The 25567-nt window shown below is 66.4% G+C and carries 19 protein-coding genes and 1 tRNA gene; 5 read left to right on the forward strand and 15 right to left on the reverse strand.

Annotated elements, in window-relative coordinates; genetic code table 11:
* Nucleotides 1-29: 29 nt before the first annotated feature.
* Nucleotides 30-1007 (forward strand): aldo/keto reductase, encoded by a 978-nt coding sequence (locus GT355_RS05885; RefSeq protein ID WP_160133748.1) that lies wholly within the window; start codon nt 30-32, stop codon nt 1005-1007.
* A 21-nt stretch (nt 1008-1028) separates the two neighbouring features.
* Here the strand turns inward: GT355_RS05885 and GT355_RS05890 are convergent, their stop codons facing one another.
* From GT355_RS05890 to GT355_RS05900, 3 genes are read right to left on the reverse strand one after another with little or no spacing between them, the layout of a single operon-like run.
* Complete coding sequence (locus GT355_RS05890) at nt 1029-3188, reverse strand: thioredoxin domain-containing protein (protein WP_160133749.1); 2160 nt, start codon at nt 3186-3188, stop codon at nt 1029-1031.
* 45 nt (nt 3189-3233) lie between these two features.
* The gene (locus GT355_RS05895) at nt 3234-3521 is read right to left on the reverse strand and encodes a hypothetical protein (protein WP_160133750.1); all 288 of its coding nucleotides are present in this window, start codon (nt 3519-3521) and stop codon (nt 3234-3236) included.
* Nucleotides 3522-3575: 54 nt separating this feature from the next.
* Complete coding sequence (locus tag GT355_RS05900) at nt 3576-4382, reverse strand: SDR family NAD(P)-dependent oxidoreductase (RefSeq protein WP_240145725.1); 807 nt, start codon at nt 4380-4382, stop codon at nt 3576-3578.
* A gap of 165 nt (nt 4383-4547) precedes the next feature.
* Here GT355_RS05900 and GT355_RS05905 point away from each other — a divergent pair, with 165 nt between their 5' ends.
* Entirely contained in the window at nt 4548-5402 is an 855-nt protein-coding gene (locus GT355_RS05905) for a DUF8054 domain-containing protein (protein WP_160134010.1), read from the forward strand.
* A gap of 80 nt (nt 5403-5482) precedes the next feature.
* Here the strand turns inward: GT355_RS05905 and GT355_RS05910 are convergent, their stop codons facing one another.
* The 7 genes from GT355_RS05910 to GT355_RS05940 all read right to left on the reverse strand — a co-directional run bounded on the left by GT355_RS05910 (nt 5483) and on the right by GT355_RS05940 (nt 11753).
* On the reverse strand, nt 5483-6724 hold the full coding sequence (locus GT355_RS05910; protein WP_240145726.1) for a twin-arginine translocation signal domain-containing protein: 1242 nt from the start codon (nt 6722-6724) through the stop codon (nt 5483-5485).
* A 76-nt stretch (nt 6725-6800) separates the two neighbouring features.
* Nucleotides 6801-6873: transfer RNA gene (locus GT355_RS05915), tRNA-Gln, on the reverse strand.
* Nucleotides 6874-7107: 234 nt separating this feature from the next.
* A complete protein-coding gene (locus tag GT355_RS05920) occupies nt 7108-7539 on the reverse strand; it encodes a metal-dependent transcriptional regulator (protein ID WP_160133751.1) in 432 nt (143 codons plus the stop codon).
* 40 nt (nt 7540-7579) lie between these two features.
* The gene (locus tag GT355_RS05925) at nt 7580-8062 is read right to left on the reverse strand and encodes a ferritin family protein (RefSeq protein ID WP_120070956.1); all 483 of its coding nucleotides are present in this window, start codon (nt 8060-8062) and stop codon (nt 7580-7582) included.
* A gap of 85 nt (nt 8063-8147) precedes the next feature.
* Entirely contained in the window at nt 8148-9359 is a 1212-nt protein-coding gene (gene sufD, locus GT355_RS05930) for a Fe-S cluster assembly protein SufD (protein WP_160133752.1), read from the reverse strand.
* Nucleotides 9360-9377: 18 nt separating this feature from the next.
* Nucleotides 9378-10811: a Fe-S cluster assembly protein SufB gene (gene sufB / locus GT355_RS05935; protein ID WP_160133753.1), complete on the reverse strand. Its 1434-nt coding sequence runs from the start codon at nt 10809-10811 to the stop codon at nt 9378-9380.
* 36 nt (nt 10812-10847) lie between these two features.
* Entirely contained in the window at nt 10848-11753 is a 906-nt protein-coding gene (locus tag GT355_RS05940; protein WP_160133754.1) for an ABC transporter ATP-binding protein, read from the reverse strand.
* Nucleotides 11754-11972: 219 nt separating this feature from the next.
* Here GT355_RS05940 and GT355_RS05945 point away from each other — a divergent pair, with 219 nt between their 5' ends.
* Together GT355_RS05945 and GT355_RS05950 are read left to right on the forward strand one after the other, a co-directional pair.
* Nucleotides 11973-13844, forward strand: a complete 1872-nt coding sequence (locus tag GT355_RS05945; RefSeq protein ID WP_160133755.1) for an ABC transporter substrate-binding protein — start codon at nt 11973-11975, stop codon at nt 13842-13844.
* Nucleotides 13845-13931: 87 nt separating this feature from the next.
* Complete coding sequence (locus tag GT355_RS05950; RefSeq protein WP_160133756.1) at nt 13932-15602, forward strand: gamma-glutamyltransferase family protein; 1671 nt, start codon at nt 13932-13934, stop codon at nt 15600-15602.
* A 78-nt stretch (nt 15603-15680) separates the two neighbouring features.
* Here GT355_RS05950 and GT355_RS05955 read toward each other — a convergent pair whose 3' ends face one another.
* From GT355_RS05955 to GT355_RS05965, 3 genes are all read right to left on the reverse strand, one after another.
* Nucleotides 15681-16475, reverse strand: a complete 795-nt coding sequence (locus tag GT355_RS05955) for a ZIP family metal transporter (RefSeq protein ID WP_192927969.1) — start codon at nt 16473-16475, stop codon at nt 15681-15683.
* 241 nt (nt 16476-16716) lie between these two features.
* Nucleotides 16717-17970, reverse strand: coding sequence for an OFA family MFS transporter (locus GT355_RS05960; RefSeq protein ID WP_160133757.1), 1254 nt, complete (start codon nt 17968-17970; stop codon nt 16717-16719).
* 138 nt (nt 17971-18108) lie between these two features.
* A complete protein-coding gene (locus tag GT355_RS05965) occupies nt 18109-18687 on the reverse strand; it encodes an LURP-one-related/scramblase family protein (RefSeq protein WP_160133758.1) in 579 nt (192 codons plus the stop codon).
* A gap of 383 nt (nt 18688-19070) precedes the next feature.
* On the opposite strand from GT355_RS05965, the gene uvrA reads away from it, so the two are divergent.
* Nucleotides 19071-22013: an excinuclease ABC subunit UvrA gene (uvrA, locus tag GT355_RS05970; RefSeq protein ID WP_160133759.1), complete on the forward strand. Its 2943-nt coding sequence runs from the start codon at nt 19071-19073 to the stop codon at nt 22011-22013.
* Nucleotides 22014-22028: 15 nt separating this feature from the next.
* On the opposite strand, the gene GT355_RS05975 is transcribed toward uvrA, so the two are convergent.
* Both GT355_RS05975 and GT355_RS05980 read right to left on the reverse strand, forming a co-directional pair.
* Complete coding sequence (locus GT355_RS05975; RefSeq protein ID WP_160133760.1) at nt 22029-24434, reverse strand: amino acid permease; 2406 nt, start codon at nt 24432-24434, stop codon at nt 22029-22031.
* A gap of 63 nt (nt 24435-24497) precedes the next feature.
* Nucleotides 24498-25442 (reverse strand): universal stress protein, encoded by a 945-nt coding sequence (locus GT355_RS05980; protein WP_240145727.1) that lies wholly within the window; start codon nt 25440-25442, stop codon nt 24498-24500.
* Between the last annotated feature and the right edge of the window lie 125 nt (nt 25443-25567).

Genomic DNA, 25567 nt, shown 5'->3' on the forward strand with positions numbered 1-25567 from the left:
TTTTTGCGAGCCGCCGACGAACGAATCGCGTGGAATACACGACCCTCGGCAACACGGGCATGACCGTCAGCAAGATCTGTCTCGGCTGTATGAGCTTCGGGAGTTCGGACTGGCGCGAGTGGGTGCTCGACGAGGACGAAAGCGAGGAGATCATCGACAAAGCGGTGGACCTCGGGATCAACTTCTTCGACACGGCGAACATGTACTCCCGGGGCGAGTCCGAGCGCGTCGTCGGCAACGCGCTCTCGGGCTACGACCGCGACTGGCTGGTGCTCGCCACCAAGGTCTTCAACCCGATGGACGACGACAACCCCAACGCACAGGGACTCTCCCGGAAGGCCATCGAGCAGGAACTCCAGCACTCCCTCGACCGGCTCGGGGTAGATACCATCGACCTCTATCAGACCCATCGGTGGGACGACGACGCGCCGATCGAGGAGACACTGAAGACGCTCGACGACGCCGTCCGCCGGAATCAGGTGCGCTACATCGGCGGCTCGTCGATGTGGGCCCACCAGTTCGCGGAGGCCCTCCACACCAGCGATTCGCTGGACCTCGAACGGTTCGCGACGATGCAGAACCACTACAGCCTCGCCTACCGCGAGGAGGAGCGCGAGATGCTGCCGCTCTGCGAGAAGGAGGACGTCGGGGTGATCCCGTGGAGCCCGCTCGCGCGTGGCTACCTCACCCGCCCCCACGAGGAGTTCGACACCACCACGCGTGGGGAGACCGACGAGTACGCCAGAGAACACCCCTACGCGGCGAACGGTGGCGAGGAGATCAACGAACGCGTCGAGGAGGTCGCGAACGACGAGGGCGCGACGATGGCCCAGATCGCGCTCGCGTGGATGCTCCACAAGGACTGGGTCGACGCGCCGATCGTCGGTACCACGAGCGTCGAACACTTAGAAGACGCCGTCGCGGCGCTCGACATCTCACTTTCTGAGAGCGACATCGAGTACCTCGAAGCGCCCTACGGGCCGGTGCCCGTCTCGGGCCACCAGTGAGTCCGTAGAAAGGAACCGTTCTCAGTTTCCGTCGAAACCGAGTTCCGATTCGAGGTCGGTTCCCGCCTCGGTGCCGAGTTTTCCGATCCACCCCAGCGCCTCCTCGATATCCGTCTGCGGTGGCGAACAGGTGAACGACCGACAGACGTAGATCGTGGGATCGTCGTTGCGCTGAGTGCGGTCGGCCCAGATCGCCGGGGCTTCCGCGAGGCCGAGGGTGTCGAGCCAGCCCCGCAGCTCGTCGTCGGTCGGCGGCCGGTGCGCGAGCACGCGGCCAGGGAGGAACCCCCGACCGATCCGTTCGCGCCACGCGTCGGGTAGTGAATCCGCCACGACGGTGAGTTCGAGCGAACCTGCACTGTGGCGTTCGGCCGCGAGCGCGAGCGAGGCGCGTGCGAGCGGCGACGATTCGATCGTCTCGGCGTGGGTTTCGAGCACGCCCTCGGCGATCCCGGCGAAGTTTTCACTGGGGGCGAAGTGGTCGAGCGCGAGCAGCGTCTCGACCGCGACACCAGTACTAGAAGGCGTCGACTGGTCGTCGAGTTCCTGGGGGCGCGCGACGAGCGACTCGCCGCTGCTCGGCGTGAAGTAGAGGGTCCCCTCCTCGGGGTCCCAGAACTCCGACTCGATGGTGCGCGCCAGGTCGAGCGCGAATGCGAGGTGACGCACGTCGCCGGTCGCCTCGTAGCAGGCGAGTGCGCCCCGCGCGAGGAAGGCGTAATCCTCGAGGTAGCCGTCGATCTTCACCTCCCCGTCCTTGTACCGACGGGAGAGGAGGTGTTCCGTTTCGTCCCAGAGTTCCTCGCGGACGAAGTCGAGCGCCGCCACCGCGGTCTCCGCAAAGCGGGCGTCGAGCGCGAGGCCGGCCTCGGCGAACGCCGCGATCATCAGCCCGTTCCATCCAGCGAGAACTTTCTCGTCGCGGTTGGGTCGCGAGCGCTCGGCGCGCGCCGCGAACACGGCCTCGCGGGCGCGTTCGAGGTCGGCCTCGACGTCCTCGACGGTGGTCCCGTGCTCGTCGGCGAGCGCCTCGACGTCGGTGGCCAGCGTCAGCACCGTCGTTCCGTTCTCGAAGTTGCCCGACTCGGTGACCCCGTACCGTTCGCAGAACAGCTCGGCGGCGCGGTCGTCGCCCACCGCGTCGTGGATCTCGTCGGGCGTCCAGACGTAGAACGCACCCTCCTCGCGCTCGCCCGACTCGCCGACGCTCTGGGCGTCGAGGGTGCTGAAGAACCCTCCCTCCTGACTCGTGAGTTCGCGCTCGACGAACCCGAGCGTCTCACGGGCGACCTCGGCGTAGCGCTCGTCGTCGAACAGCCGGTAGCCGTCGAGGTAGGCCCGGACGAGTTCGGCGTTGTCGTAGAGCATCTTCTCGAAGTGGGGGACCGTCCACTCGCGGTCGGTGGTGTAACGGTGGAACCCGCCGCCGACGTGGTCGCGCAATCCCCCAGTAGCCATCGCGTCGAGGGCCTCGCGGGCGACGGTTCCGAACTCCTCGTCGTCGGTTCGGTCGGCGGCCTCCATCAGGATCCGGAGGCGGCCGGTCTGGGGGAACTTCTGACCGCGGCCCGAGCCACCGTACTCCCGGTCCGCGTTTCGCACGGCGCTCCTCGCAGCCGTTTCGAGGAGTTCGCTTCCCGGCGGGTCGCCCGGCTCTGGGGTGTCCTCGAGTTCGCCCGCCATCGCGTCGGCCCACTGGTCGGCGCGCCCCTCGATGTCCTCGCGCTCGGTCTCCCACGCCTCGGTGATCGAATCGAGGAGGTCGAGAAACCCGGGCTGGCCGCGTTTCGCCTCCGGCGGGAAGTAGGTCCCGATGTAGAAGGGGCGGCCGTCGGGCGTGAGCCAGACCGAGAGCGGCCATCCGCCTCTCCCGCTCACCATCCCGATCACCGTCTGGTAGAGCCTGTCGAGGTCGGGCCGCTCCTCCCTATCGACTTTTATCGGGACGAACGCCTCGTTGAGCCGTTCCGCAACCCGCTCGTCCTCGAAGCTCTCGTCGGCCATGACGTGACACCAGTGACACGACGAGTAGCCGATCGAGAGGAAGATCGGGACGTCGTGCTCGCGGGCCGCGTCGAGCGCGTCGTCGTCCCAGGGCTGCCAGTTGACGGGGTTGTCGGCGTGCTGGCGAAGGTAGGGACTCCGTTCGGTATCGAGCCGGTTTCGCTCGGTGACGGTCATGGCTCGGCGTACGCATCCGAGACGGGTAAACCACCGTTCGCGTTCTCAGGCCCCGAGTTCGAGCGAGAGCCGGTCGATGTGGACCTTCTCGTCGTCCTGGAGCATCCCGAGGATGCTCTGATTCCCGCTCGGCTCGGCGTCGAGGGTAGTGATCGTCGGGCGGTAGCCCGCGTCGAGCGCACCCTCGAAGAAGGCGAGCGCGGTCGGCGCGTCGAGGTTCTGGAGGTCGACGGTGAGCGAGCCGTCGGCACCGAGGCCGTCGCGGGCGGTGGCGAGTTCGGTGGCGGCGTCCTCGAGTTCACGGTCGCTCATGTCGATGGTCACGTCTGCCATACCGGGACGAGCCACCGAATCGGGATAAGCGGTCGGGTCGATGCGGTGGATCCGTTACGCCGAGTCCGGATCGGCGGGCGTCACGGGCGGGCCTTTGATCACGACCGAGTGGCCGGTGACGAACGAGGCGGCCGGGCTGGCGAGGAAACGGACCAGGTCCGCGACCTCGCCCGGAGTCCCGACCTCGCGGTCGACGTCGCTCCGATCGGGGTCGCCGACACCCATCCGCTCTTTGATCGTCTCGGTGGCGATATAGCCCGGCGAGACCGCGTTGACCCGGACGTCCTCGCCCGCCCACTCGTTCGCGAGCGTGCGGGTGAGCGAGATGACGCCCGCCTTCGCCGCACCGTAGGCCGACATCCCCGGGATCCCGTACTCCCCCGCCATGCTCGCGGTGTTGACCACCGCGCCGCCGCCGTCGGTGAGCGCGTCGGCGAACGCACGGGTCACGTTGTAGGTGCCGGTGAGGTTCACCCGAACGAGTCGGTCCCACTCGTCGGGGTCGAGCGAGTCGAGATGTGAGAGGTCACCGCCCCCGCCCGCGTTGTTCACGAGGATATCGACCCCGCCGAACTCCTCGACGGTGGCCTCGGCGAGCGCCTCAACGTCCCCGCGGTCGGTGACGTCGGCCTCGACGGGGAGGACCTCACCCGGGAGGTCCTGGCCGTTCAGATCGTCGGCGACGGTTTCGACGTCCGCTTGGGAACGTGAACAGACCACCACGTCGGCTCCGTCGGCGACGAACGTTGCGGCTATCTCGCGCCCGATACCGCTCGACCCGCCCGTGACGACCGCGGTATGATCGGCGACGCTCGATCGGTTTCGGACCGCTTCGGTCGAGAGATCAGAACCATTCGTCATCACTCGATCGTAGCGCCGTCCGTCGGATAAGGGTCGGGGAACGGACAAAATACGGTCGGGCCGCGTCCGCGCCGTCGACGTTTCCGGCCACGAGATCGGGATTCGTTCGCGACCAACCGCCGGGCGGCTACGTTTATACGACGCTGGCGAGAACGGGAAACGACCGTGTGCCCAGCGTTCTCGCTCGATCGATTCCGCCGACCCGAGTACACCGGCGAGAACCGGTGTCTCCCGTGTACGGCGACCAATGTCGGTATCGCGGCCGTGGCCGGCGCGCTGGTCGCGCTCGTCTGGCTCCCCGCCGGCGCGGGCGTGGTCGCGTTCGGTCTCCTCGCGATCTACCTCCGAGGATACCTCGTCCCTGGAACACCAGCCTTCACCCGACGGTACTTCCCCGAACCCGTGCTCCGCGCGTTCGACAAAACCGACTCGCGCCCCGCTCCCCCCGCGGACCGGCCGGCGACCGATCGACCGGCCGAAGCCTCGGAGTCGACGTTCCTCGACGACCCCGAGGCGTTGCTGTCGGCGGCCGACGCCGTCGAACCCGACCCCGGGACGGACGACCTCCGTCTCGTACCGACGTTCCGTGCCGCGTGGCACGACCACATCGACCGGATCCGAACCGAAGGGACCGAAGAACGCGCCCTCCACACGCTGTTGGGCATCGACGAGACGGTCCACCTCGACGACGAGAACCCCGACGGCGTCGTCATGGCGCACACCGAAAGCAGACCGGTTGGCTACTGGGAGTCCCGGGCGGCGTTCCTCGCCGACCTCGCGGCCGCGGTCGAACTCTCGTCGCGATACGAGGACTGGGGTCGGCTCTCGATAGAAGGCCGGAGCCAGGCCGTCAACGGCCTCCGGGTCTTCCTCGATCGCTGTCCGACCTGTGACGGCGAGGTGGTCTTCGGCGAAACCACCGTTCGGTCCTGCTGTCGGTCACACGAGGTGCTCGCCGTCTCCTGCGTCGCGTGCGGCGCACGGATCCTCGAGGTCGATGCGCCCGAGACGGAGTCTTGATAGCCGTCGGGAGTGGGGTTGGTTGTCGCGACACCACCGAAAGCGATCGGCGAGTCTGTCTGCGGCCGTCTGGAACCTATTCAGTACGGGTCCGGCTGGAACTCTTCACCGTCTCTTCGGAAGGTGGCCGAAAACTCGTCGGCGTTGATGGCGTACAGTTGCCCATCGTAGGCATAGACGTCCCTATCCGACCCTTCTACGTATCCAATGGCATTCCGCTCACTGACCTCGTCTTCCGGGTCGATACCATCTATCTCGTAGATCCCGCCTTCCGTTTCGACGATGTACTTGCATCTCTCCCCGTTCGCTTCGATCTCGAGGAGGTGGTCTGGTCGGTTCCCGACGTGTGCGGCCTTTCCATCGATGGTGACCCGCAGCGACCCGTCCGCATCGAAATCGAACGTCTGTAACGTACCATCGAATCCGTAGGCGTCCTTCCCGGATTGGACCGAGCCGCTCACCAACCTCCCGGAACGGTCGTTGATCGTTCCCCCGAGACGATCGCTGCCGTCGATAGTCGCCCCGTAGGCACTGCTCTTGCGGACCTCACCACTTGTAGAGAACGTGTACGGCGTGTTCGATCCGGTCCCCTCGATGAGGAGGAGGTGGTCCGGTCGTTGACCGACGCGCGTAGGCAACCCATCGAGCGTGACCTGTACCGCTCCTGATCGGTCGAAGTCGAACGAGTGGAGGTCGCCGTCGAACGTATAGGCGTCCTTCCCTCGACCGACTGCGCCATGCGCACTCTGTTGTATGACCTGGTCCAAACTATCGACGGTTGCGCCATAGGCCGTGCTTTTTTCGAGGGTTGGTCCTGCTGTGAACGAGTACGATGTCGTCGGACCAGTTCCCTCGATGACGAGGAGGTGGTCCGGCCGATTGCCTACGCGGGCGGGTTCTCCATCGAGAGTCACCTGGATATCGTCAGACCCCCTGAAATCAAACGAATAGAGGGGGCCATCGAACGTGTAGGCGTTCGTTTCACTGATAACGGCACCGTGCCCACTCTGCCCGTCGATCCAGTCCTGATTCTCATCGATTCTGGCTCCACCAGCAGTGCTTTTCTGTAGATTACTTCCAACAGTGAACGAATATGACGTGGTTGTTCTGTCGCCGATGCCTTCGATAATGAGGGTATGCTCTCCAGTGGCTGCTGCCGCATGGCCTACTGCGCCAAGCGTCCCGAGACCCGCTACCCCGACGGCGCTCGTTTTGAGAAAACGGCGTCGCGAGGTACTGTTGGATCCGTCTTCGATGTGGGTCGCGTTGGATAGTGTTCCCTCTCGTTTCTCGGATTCACTGACGTCTTGCAGGTTCTTCACGATAGAAATCCCGCTGAAAAGAGCATAAGCTTTGTGCGGATCTGCTGTGAAGCGGCCTCGTACTGGCGAATTTCGATAGTCCCGGGCAGATTCGAACTGCCGTCAACGGCTCCAAAGGCCGTTATGATTGGCCACTACACCACGGGACTGCGCTCACTTCGTTCGCTCGTCCCGTGTACCTCGCAAATCCTGCGGATTTGCTCACCACCACGGGACTCCTCATCTCAGTCGTCGTCCCGTGAGTATCGAAAACCCTTCGGGTTTTCTCACCACCGGAACGCTCGCTTCCCTCGCGTTCCGAGCCTCGCCTCGCTTCGTTCGGCGAGACACCACGGGACTCCGGTCTTGGGTACCGTCGATGCGTACTTGAACGCTTCGAGAGGTCAGTCCGCCGCGCTGGGTTCGGCGTCGAGGAGTTCACAGACGTCCTCGTCGGGGGCGAAACAGTCGGGACACTCGCACTCGCGGTCGATGATGGTGTCGAGGCGTTCGGCCACCGTCTCGTCGATCACGCTTTCGAGCTGACTGGCCTCGGTGCGGTAGTCCTCGACGCCGAGCACCGAGACCAGGAACCGCTCGATGATGCAGTAGGTCTGGAGCGAGTCGCGCGCCCGCTCGATCCCCTCGTCGGTGAGCGTCACGCCCTTGTACTTCTCGTGGTCGGCGAGCCCGCGGGCTTCGAGTTTCCCGATCATCTCGTTCGCGCTCGCGGGGCTCACGCCGAGCGAGTCGGCCAGCTTGCCGGTGGACGCCGGACCGTTCTCGATCTGCTGGACGAGATAGATCGCCTTGAGATATTGTTCTGCAGTGTTCATTGAAACCTCGTCTCCGGATCGCGTTGTCGGAATGCCGTCGTCATTCGCGTGCCTCCATGAGTTTCGTGACGTCCTCCGCCCCGTCGGCCTCCTCGGCGCGGATCCCCGCGAGCGTCTCGACCAGTCGGTCGCGCTCGATGCTGAACGTGGCCTCGCTCGCCTCGATCGCGCCGATGAGGTCGTCGTAGAACTTGTACGCCGTCTCCTCGTTCGCGAGCTGGTCGTAGAGCACGCCGTCGGTGTCGCGGTCGTGGTCGTAGTGTTCGGCCACCAGCGGCGAGATCTGGTCGAACGGGATCTGCTCGGCGTCGAGCTCGTCGATCAGCGCCGAGAGCCGGTCGCGGTGGTCCGCGGACTCCTCGGCCGCGTGGTCGAGCAGCGCCTCGATCTCGGGGTCGAGGTCCGCCTCGAACGACTGGTGGTGCTGGTTGGCGCGTGCCTCCACGACCTCCTCCAAGACCATGCCGATCTGGAGCAGGCGTGCGAGCTGGTGGTCCGAGGCCACCGGTTGGCTGACGCTCATCCCGACCACCCGGTCGAAACGCGCACGAAAATCGATACCTCCGAAGCGGTCATAGCACGATTCCGGACCCCAGGGACTTAAACGATTACTCCCGAAGGCGCGCCGCCACGAGCCCCGAGAGGTCGTCGCGGAACTCCTCGACCGCGATCTCTTCGAGCACCGGCACGAAGAACCCCTCCACGAGCATGTTCCGCGCCGTCCGCGGCGAGACCCCGCGCGAGGTCATGTAGAACAGGTCCAGTTCGTCGACCTGCCCCACCGACGCGGCGTGGGAGGCCTCGGTGTCGTGGTTGTTGATGATGAGCTTCGGCGAGGCGTCGGCCTCCGATTCGTCGCTCAGCATCAGGGTGTTCTCGCGCTGGTAGGAACTCGTGTTCCACGCGTCCCGGCCGACGTCCTGGACGCCCTCGTAGACCGACCGGGCGTGGTCGTCGAGCACGCCGCGGGTCACGAGGTCGGCGGTCGTGTGTTCGGCCTCGTGCCACACCCGCGAGGCGACGTCGAAGTGCTGGTCGTTGTGGCCGAAGAAGGCCCCGACGATGTGGGTCTCGGAGCCCTCACCCAGCAGTCGCGTCTCGACCGAGGACTTCGTGAGTCGCGAGCCGACGTTGCCCTCGATCCAGTTGATCGTGGCGTTGACGTCGGCGTGGCCGCGCTTCAGGGTGTAGTCGTAGCTCGTCTCGTCGAGGTTCTGGAGCGAGCCGTACTGGACGTTGGAGTTCTCGCCCGCGGCGATCTCGACGAGTCCGGAGTAGTAGCGTTCACCGTCCACCTCCTCCCCGGTCGTCTGGCGTTCGAGGATCGTCGCCGAGCTCGATTTGCCAGTAATGACGAGGGTGTAGTTGAACAGCGACCGGGAGTTCATCCGGGTCCGCACCGTGATGTCCTCGGCGTCGACGCCGTCGGGGACGACCACCACTGTGCCGGTCGAGAACAGCGCGGTCTGGAGCGCCGTGAGGTAGTTCTCCTGCGGGTCGATGACGCTGCCGAAGTGCTCGCGAACGAGCTCCTCGTGGCTGTCGAGCGCCTCGGCGATCGACATGACCTCGACCTCGTCGGGGCCCACCTGGTCCTTCTCCTCGGCCGCGTTGAGCGGGTCGACCAACGACTCGAAGTCGAGGTCGTAGAGGTTGGTCCAGTTACGACCCGGCGTCCGGATCACGTCCGGCATGTCGAGTTCCGAGAGCGCGCCGAGCGCGTCGAGGCGCTGCTGGAGTAGCCACTCTGGCTCGTCGAGCCGGCTCGATATCTCCCGTACCTGCTCCTCCGTGAGGTTTGCGTGTAGCTGTGTACTCATGTGTCGCGAGACCGGGAGTTACCCGAGGCTCCCCTCCATCTCGAGTTCGATCAGTCGGTTGAGTTCGACCGCGTACTCGATCGGGAGCTCTTCGGTGATCGGTTCGATGAAGCCGGCGACGATCATCTGCTTGGCGTCGTCGTCGTCCAGTCCGCGCGACTGGAGGTAGAAGACGTCCTCGTCGCCGATCTTTCCGACCGTCGCCTCGTGGGCTACGTCGACCTTCGACTCCTCGATCTCCATGTACGGCATCGTATCGGAGGTCGACTCGTTGTCGAACATCAGCGCGTCACACTCCACCGATGTACTGGAGTGCTCCGCGCCGTCGGAGATGTGGACCAGCCCTCGGTAGTTGGTCCGGCCACCGTCCTTCGATATCGACTTGGATTCGATCGTGGACTTGGTTCGTGGCGCGTTGTGGTAGACCTTCGCACCGGTGTCGATGTTCTGGCCCTCGCCCGCGAAGGCGATCGTGATGTGGTTGTCGGTCGCACCGCGGCCCTTCAGGATGGTCGAGGGGTAGAGCATCGTGGCCTTCGAGCCCATCGAGCCCGAGACCCACTCCATCGTGCCGTTGGCCTCACAGATCGCGCGCTTGGTGTTGAGGTTGTAGGTGTTCTTCGACCAGTTCTGGACGGTGGAGTACTGGACGTGGGCGTCCTCGCCAACGAAGACCTCGACGCCGCCGGAGTGGAGGTTGAAGCTCGCGTACTGCGGGGCCGAACAGCCCTCGATGTAGTGGACCTCCGAGCCCTCCTCGGCGATGATGAGGGTGTGCTCGAACTGGCCCATCCCCTCCGAGTTCATTCGGAAGTAGGCCTGGACGGGCATGTCGACGGTGACGCCCTCGGGGACGTAGACGAAGCTCCCGCCGGACCAGATCGCGCCGTGGAGCGCCGCGAACTTGTTGTCCGACGGCGGAACGTTCTCCGTCATGAAGTGTTCCTTGACGAGTTCTGGGTATTCCTGGACCGCCTCGTCCATGTTGCAGAAGATGACGCCCTTCTCCTCCCAGCGCTCCTGCATGTTCTGGTAGACGACCTCGGACTCGTACTGGGCACCGACGCCCGAGAGCGCGTTCTTCTCGGCCTCGGGGATCCCGAGCTGGTCGAAGGTGTCCTTGATGTCGTCGGGGAGCTCGCTCCAGTCGTCGACGCCACCGCGGACGTCGACGTCGGGTCGGATGTAGGGGACGATCTCCGCGATGTCGACCTCGGAGAGGTCGGGCTGGCCCGGCCAGTCGGTCGGCATCGGCATCGCGTGGAACTGCTTCAGGGCTCGAAGGCGGCGCTCAAGCATCCACTCGGGCTCGTCCTTGTCCTCGGAGATGACCCGGATGGTCTCCTCGTCGAGTGCGCCCTTCTCGGTTCTGAACGCGGAGGCCTCGTCCTTCTTGAACTCGAAGCGCTTCTCGGAGTCGGTCTCGCGCAGGTGGTCTTGGTCTGAACTCATGGTTTGTTTCGTTGTTTGGTAGTGGTCGTAGCCTTATCAGGCTGTCTCGTATGCCTCTTCGCGGACCCAGTCGTAGCCCTCGTCCTCGAGGCGTTCGGCGAGCTCGGGCCCGCCGCTGGTGGCGATCTTGCCGTCGAGCATGACGTGGACGTGGTCGGGCTCGACGTAGTCGAGGATCCGCTGGTAGTGGGTGATCTGGAGGATGCCCGCGCCCTGCTCGTCACGGAGCGCGTTGATGCCCTTCGAGACGTCCTGGAGGCGGTCGATGTCGAGCCCCGAGTCGATCTCGTCGAGCACGGCGATCGACGGCTCGAGGATCGCGGCCTGAAGCACCTCGTTCTGCTTCTTCTCCCCACCGGAGAAGCCCGCGTTGAGGTAGCGCTGGGCGAACGTGGTGTCCATGTCGAGCTGGTCCATCTTCTCGGCCATCAGCTCCTGGAACTCCGAGACGCTGACCTCGCCCTCGTCGACGTTACCCTCCATCGGCGAGGTGTCGTAGCCCGAGTCTTCCTCTTCTTCCACCTCGGCCTCGCCCTCCTCGAAGAGGTCGTCGCGCTCTTCGAGCTTGGCGTTGAGCGCCGTTCGGAGGAAGTTCACCATCGTGACGCCCTCGATCTCGACGGGGTACTGGAATCCCAGGAAGACGCCGACCGCTGCGCGTTCGTTGGGTTCGAGGTCGAGGAGGTTCCAGGTCCGCTTCTCCTCGGGGATCGTCATCCCCTCGAACTCGTCCTCGTCGAGGTGGACCAGCACCTCGCCCTCGGTGACCTCGTAGGCCGGGTGGCCCGCGATGACCTTCGCGGTCGTGGACTTGCCCGAGCCGTTGGGTCCCATCAGCGCGTGGATCTCGCCCGACGACACTTCGAGGTCGACGCCGTCGAGGATCTTCTCCCCGCCCTCCGCGACCTTCGCGTGAAGGTTCTTGAGCTGTAGCCGTGCCATGTTCCTATCACCCCCAGGTTGGCTCGTGAACCTGATAATGGTTTCCATCCACCCCCAACGATTTTCGATGATGGAAAATATCTTTCACGCTGACGAAAGCCACCGTTGCGCGATGAGACCGGCGAACGACCCGTCGCGACCCGCGACTCCTTTCGAATCCGTTCTGCTACGTAATTTATCGAAAGTGATTTCCGGGGTGTGTTCGCGATAACGTATACCGTGACAAACGACAGCAGTGGCCGGCGGACGAGGCGACGATTCCTTCTGGCGACGGGCGCGGCGGGTGCGGCCGCGCTCGCGGGTTGTTCCGGTGGGGGTAGTGATGGCGGGTCGAATGGGTCGAACGGGTCGAGCGCCAACGGCAGCGGCGGTGGTTCCGACGGAGCCGCCGGCAACGCAAGCGCCGGGAACGCCACCGCCGGCGCGAGCGGCGGGTCGAACGAGCGCGGTCGGCTCGACCTCGTCAGCGCCAGCGTCTCGTCGTTCGACCCCGTCGCGGCGTCCGACACGGCCTCGGGGGCGGTGACCACGCAGGTCTTCGACGGGCTGATGACCTACCCGAACGGCGAGATACCGGTCACGAACCTCATCGCGGCCGATTACGAGGTCTCCGACGACTACACGACCTACACCTTCTCGCTGAAGGAGGGGGTCACGTTCCACAACGGCGACGAGGTCACCGCGAACGACTTCGTCTACAGCTACGAGCGCCTCGCGGCGTCGCCGAACTCCCAGGCGGTCGCGGACATCCTCGATTCGGTCGGGATCGCCCACGAGACCGACGGCGACGACGCCTACAGACCCGGCACGCTCGCCACCGAGGCGGTCGACGACTACACCTTCCGCTTCGAGATCGAACAGCCGTTCCACGCCGCGCTCCAGGTGCTCTCGAACAACCAGTTCGCGGCGGTCCCCGAGGGGATCGTCGGCGACATCGAGGGCTATGACGGCGAGATGGAGCAGGGCGCGTTCGCGAACGACCCCGTCGGCGCGGGGCCGTTCCGATTCGCGGGCATGGAAGCCGGCACCGCAGTCGACGTCGAGCGGTTCGAGAACTACCACGGCGAGGTCCCGCAGGTCTCGGGGGTCAACTGGCAGATAATCGAGGACTCGAGCTCCATCTACAACTACGTGGTCGGCCGGAACGCGGACGTCTTCAACATCCCGACCGCCCAGTACCAACAGGAGAAGGCCACGATCGAACGTACCGACGACCAGGGCCGACGCCACGGCACCTACGGTCCGCTCAAGAACGGCGAGACGGTGAACTACCTCGAAGTGCCGTCGCTGTCGGTCTACTACATCGGTTTCAACGTCCCGAACGTGCCGACGCCCGTCCGGAAGGCGATGGCGTACGCCCTCGACCAGTCCACCGTCGTCGACCAGGTGTTCAAGGGTCGTGGGCTACCGGCGTACCACTACACCGTCCCGAGCATCTACCCCGGCGGCCCGGAGGCCTACCAGCGCCACGCGAAACAGCAGTACCCCTACGGCTACAACGAGACACAACTCGACGAGGCCCGTCGGGTGATGGAGGAGGCGGGTTACAGCCAGAACGACCCGTTCGAACTCGGGTTCACGATCTACCAGTCCGACACGTGGCTCCAGACCGCGAAGCTCCTCCGCGACCAGCTCGCGAGCGCCCACATCGAGATGACGATCCAGCAGATCCAGTTCTCGGCGCTGCTCGAACAGATCCAGAACGGCAACGTCGAGGCGTTCACGCTCGGGTGGATCGTGCCGTGGGCCGCGCCGGACGCCTTCCTCAAACACCTGAACCCCGCGACCTCGGACACCAGTGCGGCCTCGCCCGAGTCGTACTCGAACCAGCCGACGGACACCGAGACCGCCCAGCGCGCCATCTCGGCGTGGGAGACGGTTCAGGAGAACCCCGCACCGACCGACGCGGCCCAGCAGGCCCGCAACGACGCCTATGTCACGATGGAGGAGGCGAACTGGGAGACGGTGGCGAGCCTCCCGGTCTACCACGAGACGACCCCGCGGTTCTGGTACGAGGCGGTCGACATCCCGCCGTTCGGGGTCGCCGGCGACTACAAACAGAAGTTCAACCGGGTCTCCATCAGCGGCTGAGACCGTCGCGTGCGAACGGGCGATCCCTCGTCGGACGGCGGGTCCGGTCGGCAGGGGATTTACGATGGTGGCCGGTGGAGTGGTGGCATGCCAGCACCCGATCTCGATCGATTCACCTCCCGCCGCTCGACCGTCTACGCCACCGAGGGGGTCGTCGCCACCAGCCAGCCGCTCGCCGCCGAAGCGGGTGTCGAGACCCTCCGGGAGGGCGGCAACGCCTTCGACGCCGCCGTCGCCACCGCCGCGGCGCTCAACGTCGTCGAACCGACGAGCACGGGCCTCGGCGGCGACGTCTTCGCGCTCTACCGCACCGCCGACGGCGAGGTCGGCGCGATGTCGTCCTGTGGCGGCGCGCCCGCCGAGGCCACGATCGAGAACGTCCGCGAGTCGGTCGAGACCCACGCGGACGCCGACGAGTGGTATCCCGAAGACCGCGGAGCGGCGGTCGACAGCGGCGGCGAGCGCGGGATGCCGTTCCTCGGTCCGCACGCCGTCACCATCCCCGGGACGGCGCGGGGGTGGGAGACGACCATCGAGCGCTTCGGCTGTGGAACCCTGAGCGACGCGCTTCAGCCCGCGATCCGCTACGCGACGGATGGGTATCCCGTCACGGAGGTCATCGCCGACCACTGGAAGGGTGCCGAGAGCCTGTTCACCGACGAGAACGCCGCCGAGGCGTACCTGAACGACGGCCACGCGCCGACGGTCGGCGAGCGCATGCGTCTGCCTCGACTCGGTGAGAGCCTGGAGGCGATCGCCACAGAGGGTGCGGACGTGGTCTACGAGGGTCGGATCGGTGAGGCGATCGCCGAGGAGATTCAGTCGAAGGGCGGTTTTCTCACCACCGACGACCTCGCGGCCTTCGAGCCGGCCTTCCCCGACCCGGTCTCGACGCGCTACAACGGTGCGGAGGTCTACGAACTCCCGCCGAACAATCAGGGATTGATTGCGCTCGAAGCGCTGAATATTGCCGAAGAGATCGACGCCGGTAGCCATCCGCTCGACACGCCCGAGCGGGTTCACTACTTCGCGGAGGCCACCAAACGCGCGTTCCACGACGGCCACCGCTACATCACCGATCCGACCTACGAAGACGTACCGCCGCTCGCGTCCGAGGCGTGGGCGGCGGAGCGAGCGAACGACGTCGACGCGACCGCGAGCGACGTGAGCTTTGGCGTCCCTGACTCACACGCCGAGGACGCAGATACCGTCCTCCTCTGTGTCGCCGACGCCGCGGGCAACGTGGTCTCGTTCATCAACTCGCGCTTCGCGGGCTTCGGGAGCGGGCTGGTCGCCGGCGACACCGGGATCGCCCTCCAGAACCGCGGCGCGTCGTTCTCGCTCGACCCCGACCACCCGAACAGCCTCGAGCCGGGCAAACGGCCGTTCCACACCCTGATCCCTGGCCTCGTGGACTTCGCGCCCGACGAGGGCCGCGACGACTGGGCCGCCTTCGGCGTGATGGGCGGGTTCATGCAGCCCCAGGGCCACGTCCAGACCATCTCGAACGTCATGGACTACGACCTCCCGCTCCAGGCCGCGCTCGACCTCCCGCGATGGCGCTACCGCGAGGACGGCTCGCTCGCGATCGAGGGGCGGATGGATGGAAACCTCGCGACCAAACTCGCGCGGATGGGTCACGACGTTCGGGTGCTTCCACCCGTACAGTTCGGCGGCGCACAGATAGCGCGAAACAACGAGGGGATCCTCTCGGGTGCGACCGAACCCCGAAAGGACGGCACCGTCGCCGGCTACTGAATCCGCACGAGTCCACCGTGGACCCGAGCACGCAGGTGTGGAGGAGTCACTCGATCGCCAGTTGCGGTGGCCGACACCTCAGACGAGCAGCAGGACGGCGGTGTAGCCCGCCGCGCCGACCGCGAACGCCCACCACCGACTCTCGAAGTTCTCGGGGAGCTCCTCCTTGATCACGTTGAGGATGATCCCGCCGGCCAGGAAGGCGACCAACACGGCGACGAGCGCCTCGCCGACCTCGAAGAACGCGCCGATGGCCGCCCCGACGACGACCGCGAACGAGAGCACCCACCGACCGACGTCGTGATATCGGTGTTCGTGGTCCTCGCGCAGGCTGGCGTCGTTGACGACGAAGTGCACTCCCATGGCGACGGCGAACAGGACGGTCGCCGTGGGACCGGCCCGGTCGTGGAGGAGGTAGCCGATGATCGCGTTGTAGAGCGCGAACGAGCCGATGTGGATCCAGAAGACCCCAGCAGCCGGTAGCGAGATCCCAAACGGGGCGTCGTCCTGTTGCGAACGGGTGACCAGCCGTTCGAGACCGTAGAACACGGCGAACCCGGTGAGCGCGACGAGATAGACGTGATGCTCGAAGAAAGCCGCGACGAAGAGGTCGCTCTCCTCGAGTATCTCGCCCCGTTCTTGGAGTTCGGGGAACAGGTGAACGAAGACGTACGCGACCGAGATGCCGCCCCCGAACGAGAGCCACCCGCTCCGCGGGATACGATCGATGGCGCGGAGTCCACCCGCGAGCAGGTGGACGACCGCGAGCGCGATGGCCGCCGCGAAAACCACCCCGGTTCCGGGGTCGAACTCGACGAGAGCGCCCCCGACTCCCGAGGCGCTCCCCACGACCGTGATTTCGGGTTCCCACATGGAGCGTACCAACGTATCGAAAGCGGAACAGCCCTCGGGTGAGGTCGCACATCGAGCACTCACCGTTCCCTACCCAGTGCAGGATCCACACCCGAGACAGGCTCGCCGGAACTCCGCGTGGGATGTATCGTCGACGACACGGGGCCGATCCGCAGCGACGACCGACCATCCGGGGACGGGTCCTTCAAGGGGTGACGCGGGCCGACGGGTCGAGAGAACTATCGGCAGCGATCGGGAACGGTTACTCGGGCGGTTTGAGGGCGATGGACATGAGACCCGCGAGGATCGCGAGCACGCCACCGGCGAGGAAGGTCGGCGTCCAGCCCGCGACCGCGATCAGCCAGCCCGCGACCGCACCGCCGAGCACGCCGCCGCCGACCTTGCCCATGTAGACCAGCGCGTAGTTGCTGGAGGAGTTCGCCTCGCCGTAGTAGTCGCCGACGAGACTGGGATAGAGCGTGAACTGCGGGCTCCAGAAGAAGGTGGTGACGACCACGGCGGCGATGAACCCCACCCCGGACCCCAGCCGGCCGAGCCAGACCATCGCGAACAGCCCGAGCCCCGAGACCAGCGACATCACCACGATAGCCCACTTTCGGGAGACCCTGTCCGAGACCCCACCGACGACGATCCGGCTGAGGCCGCCGACTAGGGCGAGCACCGTCGCGGAGGTGGTGGCGACCGCGGCGGCGAGCCCGAAGCTCTGGGCGAACGAGACCACCTTCGCCGTCACCAACAGGCCGGCGGCGTTGACGAACGTGAAGGTCACGAACAGGATCCAGAACTGCCAGGTTCGGAGCACCTCGCGCGGGGTGTACTGGCGGCGGGTGTCCCCGCTTGTCGTGCCCCCGTTCGCGGCGGTTCGTTGGTCGTCATCGTCGTCGGCGAGCCAGTCCTCCGGCGGGTCGCGGAGCGCGACCGCGCCGACGAGGATGCCGACCCCGATCAGGAGACCCATGTTCCGGAGGACCTCCGAGTAGGCCCCCAGGCCCGTGTTCGCACGGACGTACGGGATGAACACGGCGCTCCCGGCGGCGAAGGCCATCGTGCCGACCCCGGTGGTGAGCCCGCGCTTGTCGGGGAACCACTTGAGCGCGGTGTTCACCGCCACGGTGTAGACGATACCGACCCCGAGCGCGCCGAGCGAGTAGAGCAGGTAGACCTGCCAGATCGCCGTCGCGTAGGCCAATCCGAGGTAGCCCCCGCCGGCGAGCACGCCCGCGACGAGGCTGATCGTTCGGGGGCCGTGGTTGTCGCGCCAGATGCCGACCGGGAACTGCGAGAGGGACTGGATCGCGACGAAGAGCGTGAAGACCACGCTGAGCGCCGAGAGCTGGACGTTGAGGTCGGCGGCGAGCGGGCCCTCGATCGACGACCAGACGTACTGGTAGGGGCTGATGAGCCCCATCATCAGCGCGGCGGCGACGACCTGCCACCACCGCGACCGCCCCAGAACCTCCTTCGCGCGTGCCCCGTGGTCGATGTCGGAGGCCACGTTACGCCGTTCGCCCCTCGTCGGATCGAACGCTACGCGACGTCCCGCACCCGTTCCACGGACGGCGACCGGTGTTCATACGCTCGGTTCGCCGCTGGCCCGAATAAGTACCCCGGAATCAGCGGAATTCGCGGTCGGTCAGTTCCCCTCGATGGCGTCGATCACCATCGCGGCGGCGATAACGGCCTCCTTCGGGACGTCGCCGGTGTCCTCGACCCTGACGGTGTACTCGTCGCGGAGCGAGAACCGCCCGTCGATCGAGCCCACGTGGCCGCCACCGGCGTCGGTGATCTCGTACGAGTGGGGGATGAACGAGAAGACGTCGGAGGCGTATCTGAGGAGGTCCGCGAGGGTGCTCCCGGACTCGATCCGCGCGATGACGGACTCGTCGTCCGGGTCGCGGAGGGTCCACTTGTCGGTCAGCATCGTCCACTGCCGATCGAGCACGACGACCGGTTCGCCGGTGACGTCGTCGGTGAGGGTGTAGTTGCCGGCGACGTCGAGGATGCCCCCCGCCGTGACGGTGAACACCGGGTCGCCATCCGGGCCGACGAACGGGAACTCCTCCTTCAGCCGGAACATCTTCTGTGAGCCCTTGAGGACCACGTCGCCCGACGAGTCGTAGGCCCGGTACTTGTTCCGGACCAACGATTGGACGACTCGGTACTCGTCGTCGGTGAGTTCGATGCCCGCGAGAGCGTCGTCGGTGCGTGACATTGGTCGGTTCTCGCCGGTCGAAGTGAAATAGTTTTGCACGAGTGTCGTGGGGGCGGAGCCGCCGCCCGGCGGCGGTGCGGTGGCGGCCGCGGTGCGGTTGCGGTCGGCGGTTGCAGTGTGGTGCCTGGTGGATGAAGGGCGAGGCCCGAACGGAGTGAGGGCCGAGGGCTTCGGCGGTGCGGTGCTGTGCGGTTGCGGAGGTGCTGGTGGTTGTACCGCGAGTGAGCCGAAGGCGAACGAGCGGGCCAAGGAACCCCCGAGTGAAACGAGGGGGTGACGCTGGCTTTTGATCCACATTTTGCCAGCGAAGGAGCGAAGCGACTGAGTGCAGCAAAAGGTGGGGAACCGACAGGGTTTCACTCCCGGCGACCCCAGCGAACACAATGAGTAAGGACGCCATCGAGGTCCGGGGAGCCGAAGAGCACAACCTCAAAGACCTCGACGTCACCATCCCGCGCGATGCGTTCACGGTCGTCACCGGATTGTCGGGATCCGGGAAGTCCTCGTTGGCCTTCGAGACCGTCTACGCGGAGGGCCAGCGCCGATACATCGAGTCGCTCTCCGCCTACGCGCGGAACTTCCTGGGTCAGATGGATAAACCCCAGGTCGAGACAGTGGAAGGGCTCTCGCCGGCGATCTCGATCGACCAGAAGAACGCCGCCAACAACCCTCGGTCCACGGTCGGGACCGTCACCGAACTTCACGACTACCTTCGCCTGCTCTACGCCCGCGTCGGCGTGCCCCACTGTCCGGACTGTGGGCGCGAGGTCGGCGAGCAGTCCGCCCAGCAGATGGTCCGGCGGATCCTCGAACTGCCCGAGGGGACGCGGGCGAAGGTCGCCGCGCCCGTCATCCGCGACCAGAAGGGGGCCTTCGTGGACCTCTTCGACGACCTCGTGAGCGAGGGCTACTCGCGGGTGGAGGTCGACGGCGAGAGCTACGACCTCGCGACGAACCGCCCCGAACTCGACGAGAACTACGACCACACCGTCGACGTGGTGGTCGACCGCGTGAAGATCAGCGAGGACGCGCGGTCGCGGATCACCGACAGCGTCGAGACGGCGCTCGAAGAGGCCGACGGCGTCCTCAAAGTCATTCTCCCCGATCCACCCGCGGACGCGGACCTCGGTGGGGCCGTGGCACGTGCGACGGGCGACCTCGCGGGTGAGGCCGACGACCGTGCGGTGGTCGAGTTCTCGGAAGCCCTCGCGTGTACCCACTGCGGCATCGACATCTCCGAGATCGAGACCCGGAGCTTCTCGTTCAACAGCCCGCACGGGGCCTGCCCCGAGTGTGAGGGCATCGGCGAGACGAAGGAGGTCGACCGGGATCTCGTTGTCCAGGACCCCGAGAAACCCCTCAAGGAGGTCTTCGAACCCTGGAGTTACTCCCGGTCGTACTACCAGACCCGGCTCGACGCCGTCTCGGACCACTTCGGCGTCTCGCTCAGCACGCCCTTCGAGGAGCTCGACCCCGACGTTCAGGACGCGTTTCTCTACGGCACTTCCCGGAAGATCGTCTTCGAGAGCCGAACGCGGAACGGCACGCGGCGAAAGGAGAAACGCTTCGAAGGTGTGATCCCGAACCTCGACCGTCGGTACGTCGAGACCGAGAGCAAGAGCACGCGCGAGCACATCGAGAAGTACATGGCCGTCACCACGTGCCCGGCCTGTGAGGGGACCCGCCTCAAACCCGAGAGCCGCGCGGTGCTGGTCGACGACACCCCGATCACCGACGTCAATCGGATGTCCATCGGCGACGCGCTCGCACACTTCGAGGGGATGGAGGACGGAATGAGCGAGCGCGATCTCACCATCGCCGAGGAGATCCTGAAGGAGATCCGCTCGCGGCTCGGGTTCATGTGCGAGGTCGGGCTCGAATACCTCACCCTCGACCGCCAGGCCGCCACGCTCTCCGGTGGTGAGAACCAACGCATTCGGCTCGCGACGCAGATCGGCTCCGGATTGGTGGGTGTGCTCTACGTGCTCGACGAGCCATCGATCGGACTCCACCAGCGCGACAACGACCGATTGTTGAACACCCTCGAAGAGCTCCGCGACATCGGCAACACACTACTCGTCGTCGAACACGACGAGGCCACGATGCGCCGGGCCGACGAGGTGATCGATATGGGCCCGGGTCCCGGTAAGCGCGGCGGCGAGGTCGTCGCCCAGGGCACCGTCGAGGAGATCGAGCAGGTCGAGGGCTCGATCACGGGCGAGTACCTCTCGGGACGACGGGCGATCCCGGTGCCCGAGGAGCGCCGCGAACCCCAGGGCGAGATCCGGATCCGGGGGGCGCGCGAGCACAACCTCGCGAACCTCGACGTCTCGATCCCGACCGGCTGTTTCACCGCCATCACGGGTGTGTCAGGCTCCGGGAAGTCCACCCTGATGCACGACGTGCTCTACAAGGGCCTCGTTCGCGAGATGAACGACAACAGAACTGTCGACCCTGGCGAGCACGACGCCATCGAACACGAGGACATCGAGACCGCGAGGCTGATCGACCAGTCGCCGATCGGCCGCACGCCGCGCTCGAACCCCGCGACGTACACCGGTGTTTTCGACCACGTCCGCGAGCGGTTCGCGAGCACGAGCCTCGCCAAACAGCGCGGCTACGAGAAGGGGCGCTTCTCCTTCAACGTCAAGGGCGGTCGGTGTGAGGCCTGTGGCGGGCAGGGAACCGTCAAGATCGAGATGAACTTCCTCTCGGACGTCCACGTCCCCTGCGAGGAGTGTGGCGGCGCGCGCTACAACGACGAGACCCTCGAGGTCGAGTTCAAGGGCAAGACCATCGCGGACGTGCTCGATATGAGTGTCGAGGAGGCCTACGAGTTCTTCGAGGCCGACACCCGACTCAAGCGCCGGCTCCAGCTCCTCCGCGACGTGGGTCTGGATTACATGCGCCTCGGCCAGCCCTCGACCACCCTCTCCGGGGGCGAGGCCCAGCGCGTCAAGCTCGCCGAGGAGCTCGGGAAGAAACAGACCGGCGACACCCTCTACCTCCTCGACGAACCGACCACGGGACTCCACTCGGCCGACGAACGCAAGCTCATCGGGGTGCTCCAGCGCCTCGTCGACAACGGCAACACCGTCGTCGTGATCGAACACGAACTCGACCTCGTGAAGAACGCCGACCACGTCATCGACCTCGGTCCCGAGGGCGGCGAACACGGTGGCGAGGTCGTCGCGGCCGACAGCCCGGAGGCCATCGCCCACAACGAGGACTCCCACACCGGGCGCTACCTCAGGGACCTCCTCCCGGCTGTGGAGCTCGACGGACCGCGTTCGGACCGCCGGGTCAGCGCGGCGAGCGACGACTGACCGGAGCGGATCGAGTTACGACCCGCCGTTGCGGGCCCGCCGGAACCACCGTGAGAGCCGGGATCGGAGGTCGAGCCGGCGTTTCGCCATGATGACCGTGCCGTCGGCCTCCAGACCGACGGCCTCGGGGGTCGCACCGAACACCAGGCGCTGGAGGAGCCCTTCGCGACTCGCACCCACGATCGTGAGGTCGTGGTCGGCCGAGAGCGAAGCGATCGTCGGGACGACCTCGTCGCCCTCGACTACGTCGCCCGCGACGTCCTCGGACTCGACGACGGCGGCCGTGGTCTCGACGTCGCGTTCCGCTCGCTCCCGCTCGTCCGCGGACGCGTCCGGCGGCACGACCGAGACCACGCGAACGCGGGCGTCGTTCGCTCTCGCGAGCGCGCTGGCGACCTCGGCGGCGTACGCCGCGTGCGGGCCGCCCGCGGTGGGGACGAGGATCGACTCGACCGCGGTCGGCGGGCCGATCCGCTCGACGAGGACGTCACACGGTGCGTCGGTGGCGACCCGGTCGACGTTGCTCCCGAGCACGAAGTCCCGGCGACGGCTCCGGCCGCGCCAGCCCAGCAGGATCTCGTCGACGTCCTCGGCTTCGGCCGTCGTGATAATCGCGTCGGCGACGTCGTGGCCGATCCTGACCGTGCCGCCAGCGAGAACCCCCGCCGCTTCGGCGGTCTCGATGGCCTCTTCGAGGAGTTCGCGCTTCGTCTCGACGAACTGCCGGCCCTCTTCGACCGGGGTCTGACGGGGGACCGTGACGACGCTCATCACCCGGATCTCGGCGTCGCGTTCGCGCGCGAGGTCGATCGCGGTCCGGAGGAGCCGGTCGGTGGTCTCCGGGTTCGCGAGCGGCACGAGGATCCGCCGTTCGCGCTCCTCGGGGGACTCCGCCGCGAGCACCGTCGGGGTCTCCGCCTCGCGCTCTTCGGCCTGTTTGCCCTTCGAGTAGCCGTAGAACACCGCGAGCCCGACGACCATCCAGACCCCGGTGACGGCGAGTGCGACGAGCCCCTCGTTGCTGGTGCCGATCCCGACGGCTTCGAGCCCGAGTTCGTAGATCAGGAAGGGCAGGAGCACGACCTGGGCGGCGATCCCGATCAACGCGGGCCAGGGCATGAACGGCACCGTGAAGGTACGGTCCAGGTCCGGGTGGGTGGTTCGCATCCGTATCAGCGCCCAGTTGACCTGGATGAATAGTAGTATAAACATGATGTCGGCCGAGGCCGCGACGCTCTCGATCGGGAGCGTGACCGACATCGCCACGATCAGCACCGTCGAGAGCAGGATGGCGACGTGGGGCGTGCGGCGCTCGGGGTGGATCCGCTCGAAGACCGCGGGGAGTTCCCGATTTCGCCCCATCGCGAACGACACCCGGCTCGACGAGTACACAGTCGCATTGAGCGCGCTCGACGTGGCCGCCACCCCCGCGACGAGCAGGAGGAGTGCACCGTAGGGCATGAACTGGTTGGCCGCCTCGACGATGCCGAGCTCCCCGAGCCCGCCGAGCGCCTGCCACGTCGGTGTGCCCGCGCTCACACCCGCCAACCCCGCGATCTCCCGTGTGACGTCGATCCCGCCGATCGCGACGAACGCCACGAGGACGTAGATGGGGACGACGACCGCGAGCGAGTAGAACACCGCCTTCGGGACGTTTCTCCCGGGATCTTTGACCTCCTCGCCGGACTGGACGATGATCTCGTAGCCCTCGAACGCGATGTAGGTGAAACCCATCGCGCCGATGATCCCGAATACGCTGTTGGGTGCGAACGAGGGGCTCGAGAGGAACTTCGCGGGCCAGTCGGGGGTGGTGAGGGTGGCGTACGCGCCGAAGACGATGAACAGCCCGAGGATCACGAGTTTGACGACGACCACTACCACCTCGGCGCGACCCGTCTCCTCGGCTCCGCGATAGTTGACGTAGCCGAAGCCGACCGCCACCAGCGCCGCCAACAGGCGCTCGGCCAGCGAGTGGGTGAGGAAGCCGAAGAACACGAAGTTCTCGGTGAGCGGCGTCACGGTGACGAGGAACTCCGTGAAGTAGGTCCCGAAGGTCACGGCGTAGAGCGCGCACGCGACGGCGTGGGCGAACCAGCTCATCCACCCGGCGTAGAAGCCGTTCGGCTCGACCAGCGACTCCGCGACCCAGAGGTAGCCCCCACCGGCCTCGGGGAACGCACCGCCGAGCTCGGCGTAGGACATCGCGGTGAACAGCGCCACGAACCCGTTGATCAGGAACGCCACCGTGAGCGCGGGGCCCGCGATCCCGGCGGCGAAGCCGGTGAGCGCGAAGATGCCCGCCCCGATCATCGCCCCGACCCCGATGAACGTGATGTCCGCCAGCCCCATGTCCCGCGAGAGCTCGGTCGCGACGCCGGCCTCGCCCCGCCCGTCCGTACTGGTCTCCGTCGATTCTGTCATGTAGTATGTCCAATTGAGAACCCGGCGGCTATCGATCGGTTCGCGAACCGTGGGTGGGTCGTCCTACTCGGTCGGGTCCCCGGCGACCCACCGCTCGTAGATCGACTTGCTGCCGACGTCGTCCCGCGCCATCAACACGGCGTTCCCGGTGTGCTGGTTCACCGAGTCCGGGACCGTCCCGAAGACGAACTGTTCGAGGAGGCCGCCGGTGGGCGAACCCAGCACCGTGAGGTCGTAGGCGTCGGAGCGGCTGATGATGGTCTCCTCGACCTTCTCGACGGCTTCGACCGCCGCCTCGACCCGCTCGACGTTCGTCAGCGCCCGCTCGGCCGCCTCGACGATCCGGGTTCCCTCCTCGTGGTCCTCGTCGCTCGCGTCCTCGGACATGAAGTGGACCGCGTCGACGCGGGCACCGGTATCGAGCGCGAGCGCGCGTGCCGCCTGCGCGGCCAAGCCCGAGTGTGGCCCGCCGCTGACCGCGAGGAGAACCGTCTCGACCGGCGTCTCGTCGGCGGCCTGCTTCTCGACGAACACCTCACACTCCGCACGCGAGACGACCCGCTCGGCCACGTCGCCGGTGAGGAGTCGGCGGCGCTGTGACTGCCCCCCACGGATGGCGAGCGTCACGCCGTCACAGTCGTAGGCCTCGACCGCGTTGAGCACCGACCCCGACTCCTGATGGGTCAGATGCACACGACCGGTCGCCGGGACGCCGGTTCGCTCGACGGTCTCGACGAACCGTTCGGTCGTCTCGCGCGCCGCGACCAGTTTCGGTTCGTCGGCCGCGACCGCATCGAGCGGGGTCTGACGCGCGAAGTTTACGATGGAACAGACCACGAGCCCGCCGTCGCGTTCGCGCGCGATGGCCGTCGCGGTCCGGAGGCGTCGCTCCGCGTCCGCCGGCATCGTTTCGCCGGCGACCGGGAGCAGGAGCCGGTACCGGCCCTCCGGGAGGGCGTCCCCCACCCGCTCCGTTCCCGACCGGTGTCCACCATCGGTTGCGAACATATCCCCGTAGAGTTGTTGCAACAGCATAAACCGAACGCCTGAATTGTTCGTTGCGCAATACTCGGTCGCGAAATTGGTTATTACCGTATGGGCGGGGTTGAAGGGTCGTTCGTCGTCGATCCCAG

This window comes from Halococcus salsus, assembly GCF_009900715.1.
GTDB classification, from domain to species: domain Archaea; phylum Halobacteriota; class Halobacteria; order Halobacteriales; family Halococcaceae; genus Halococcus; species Halococcus salsus.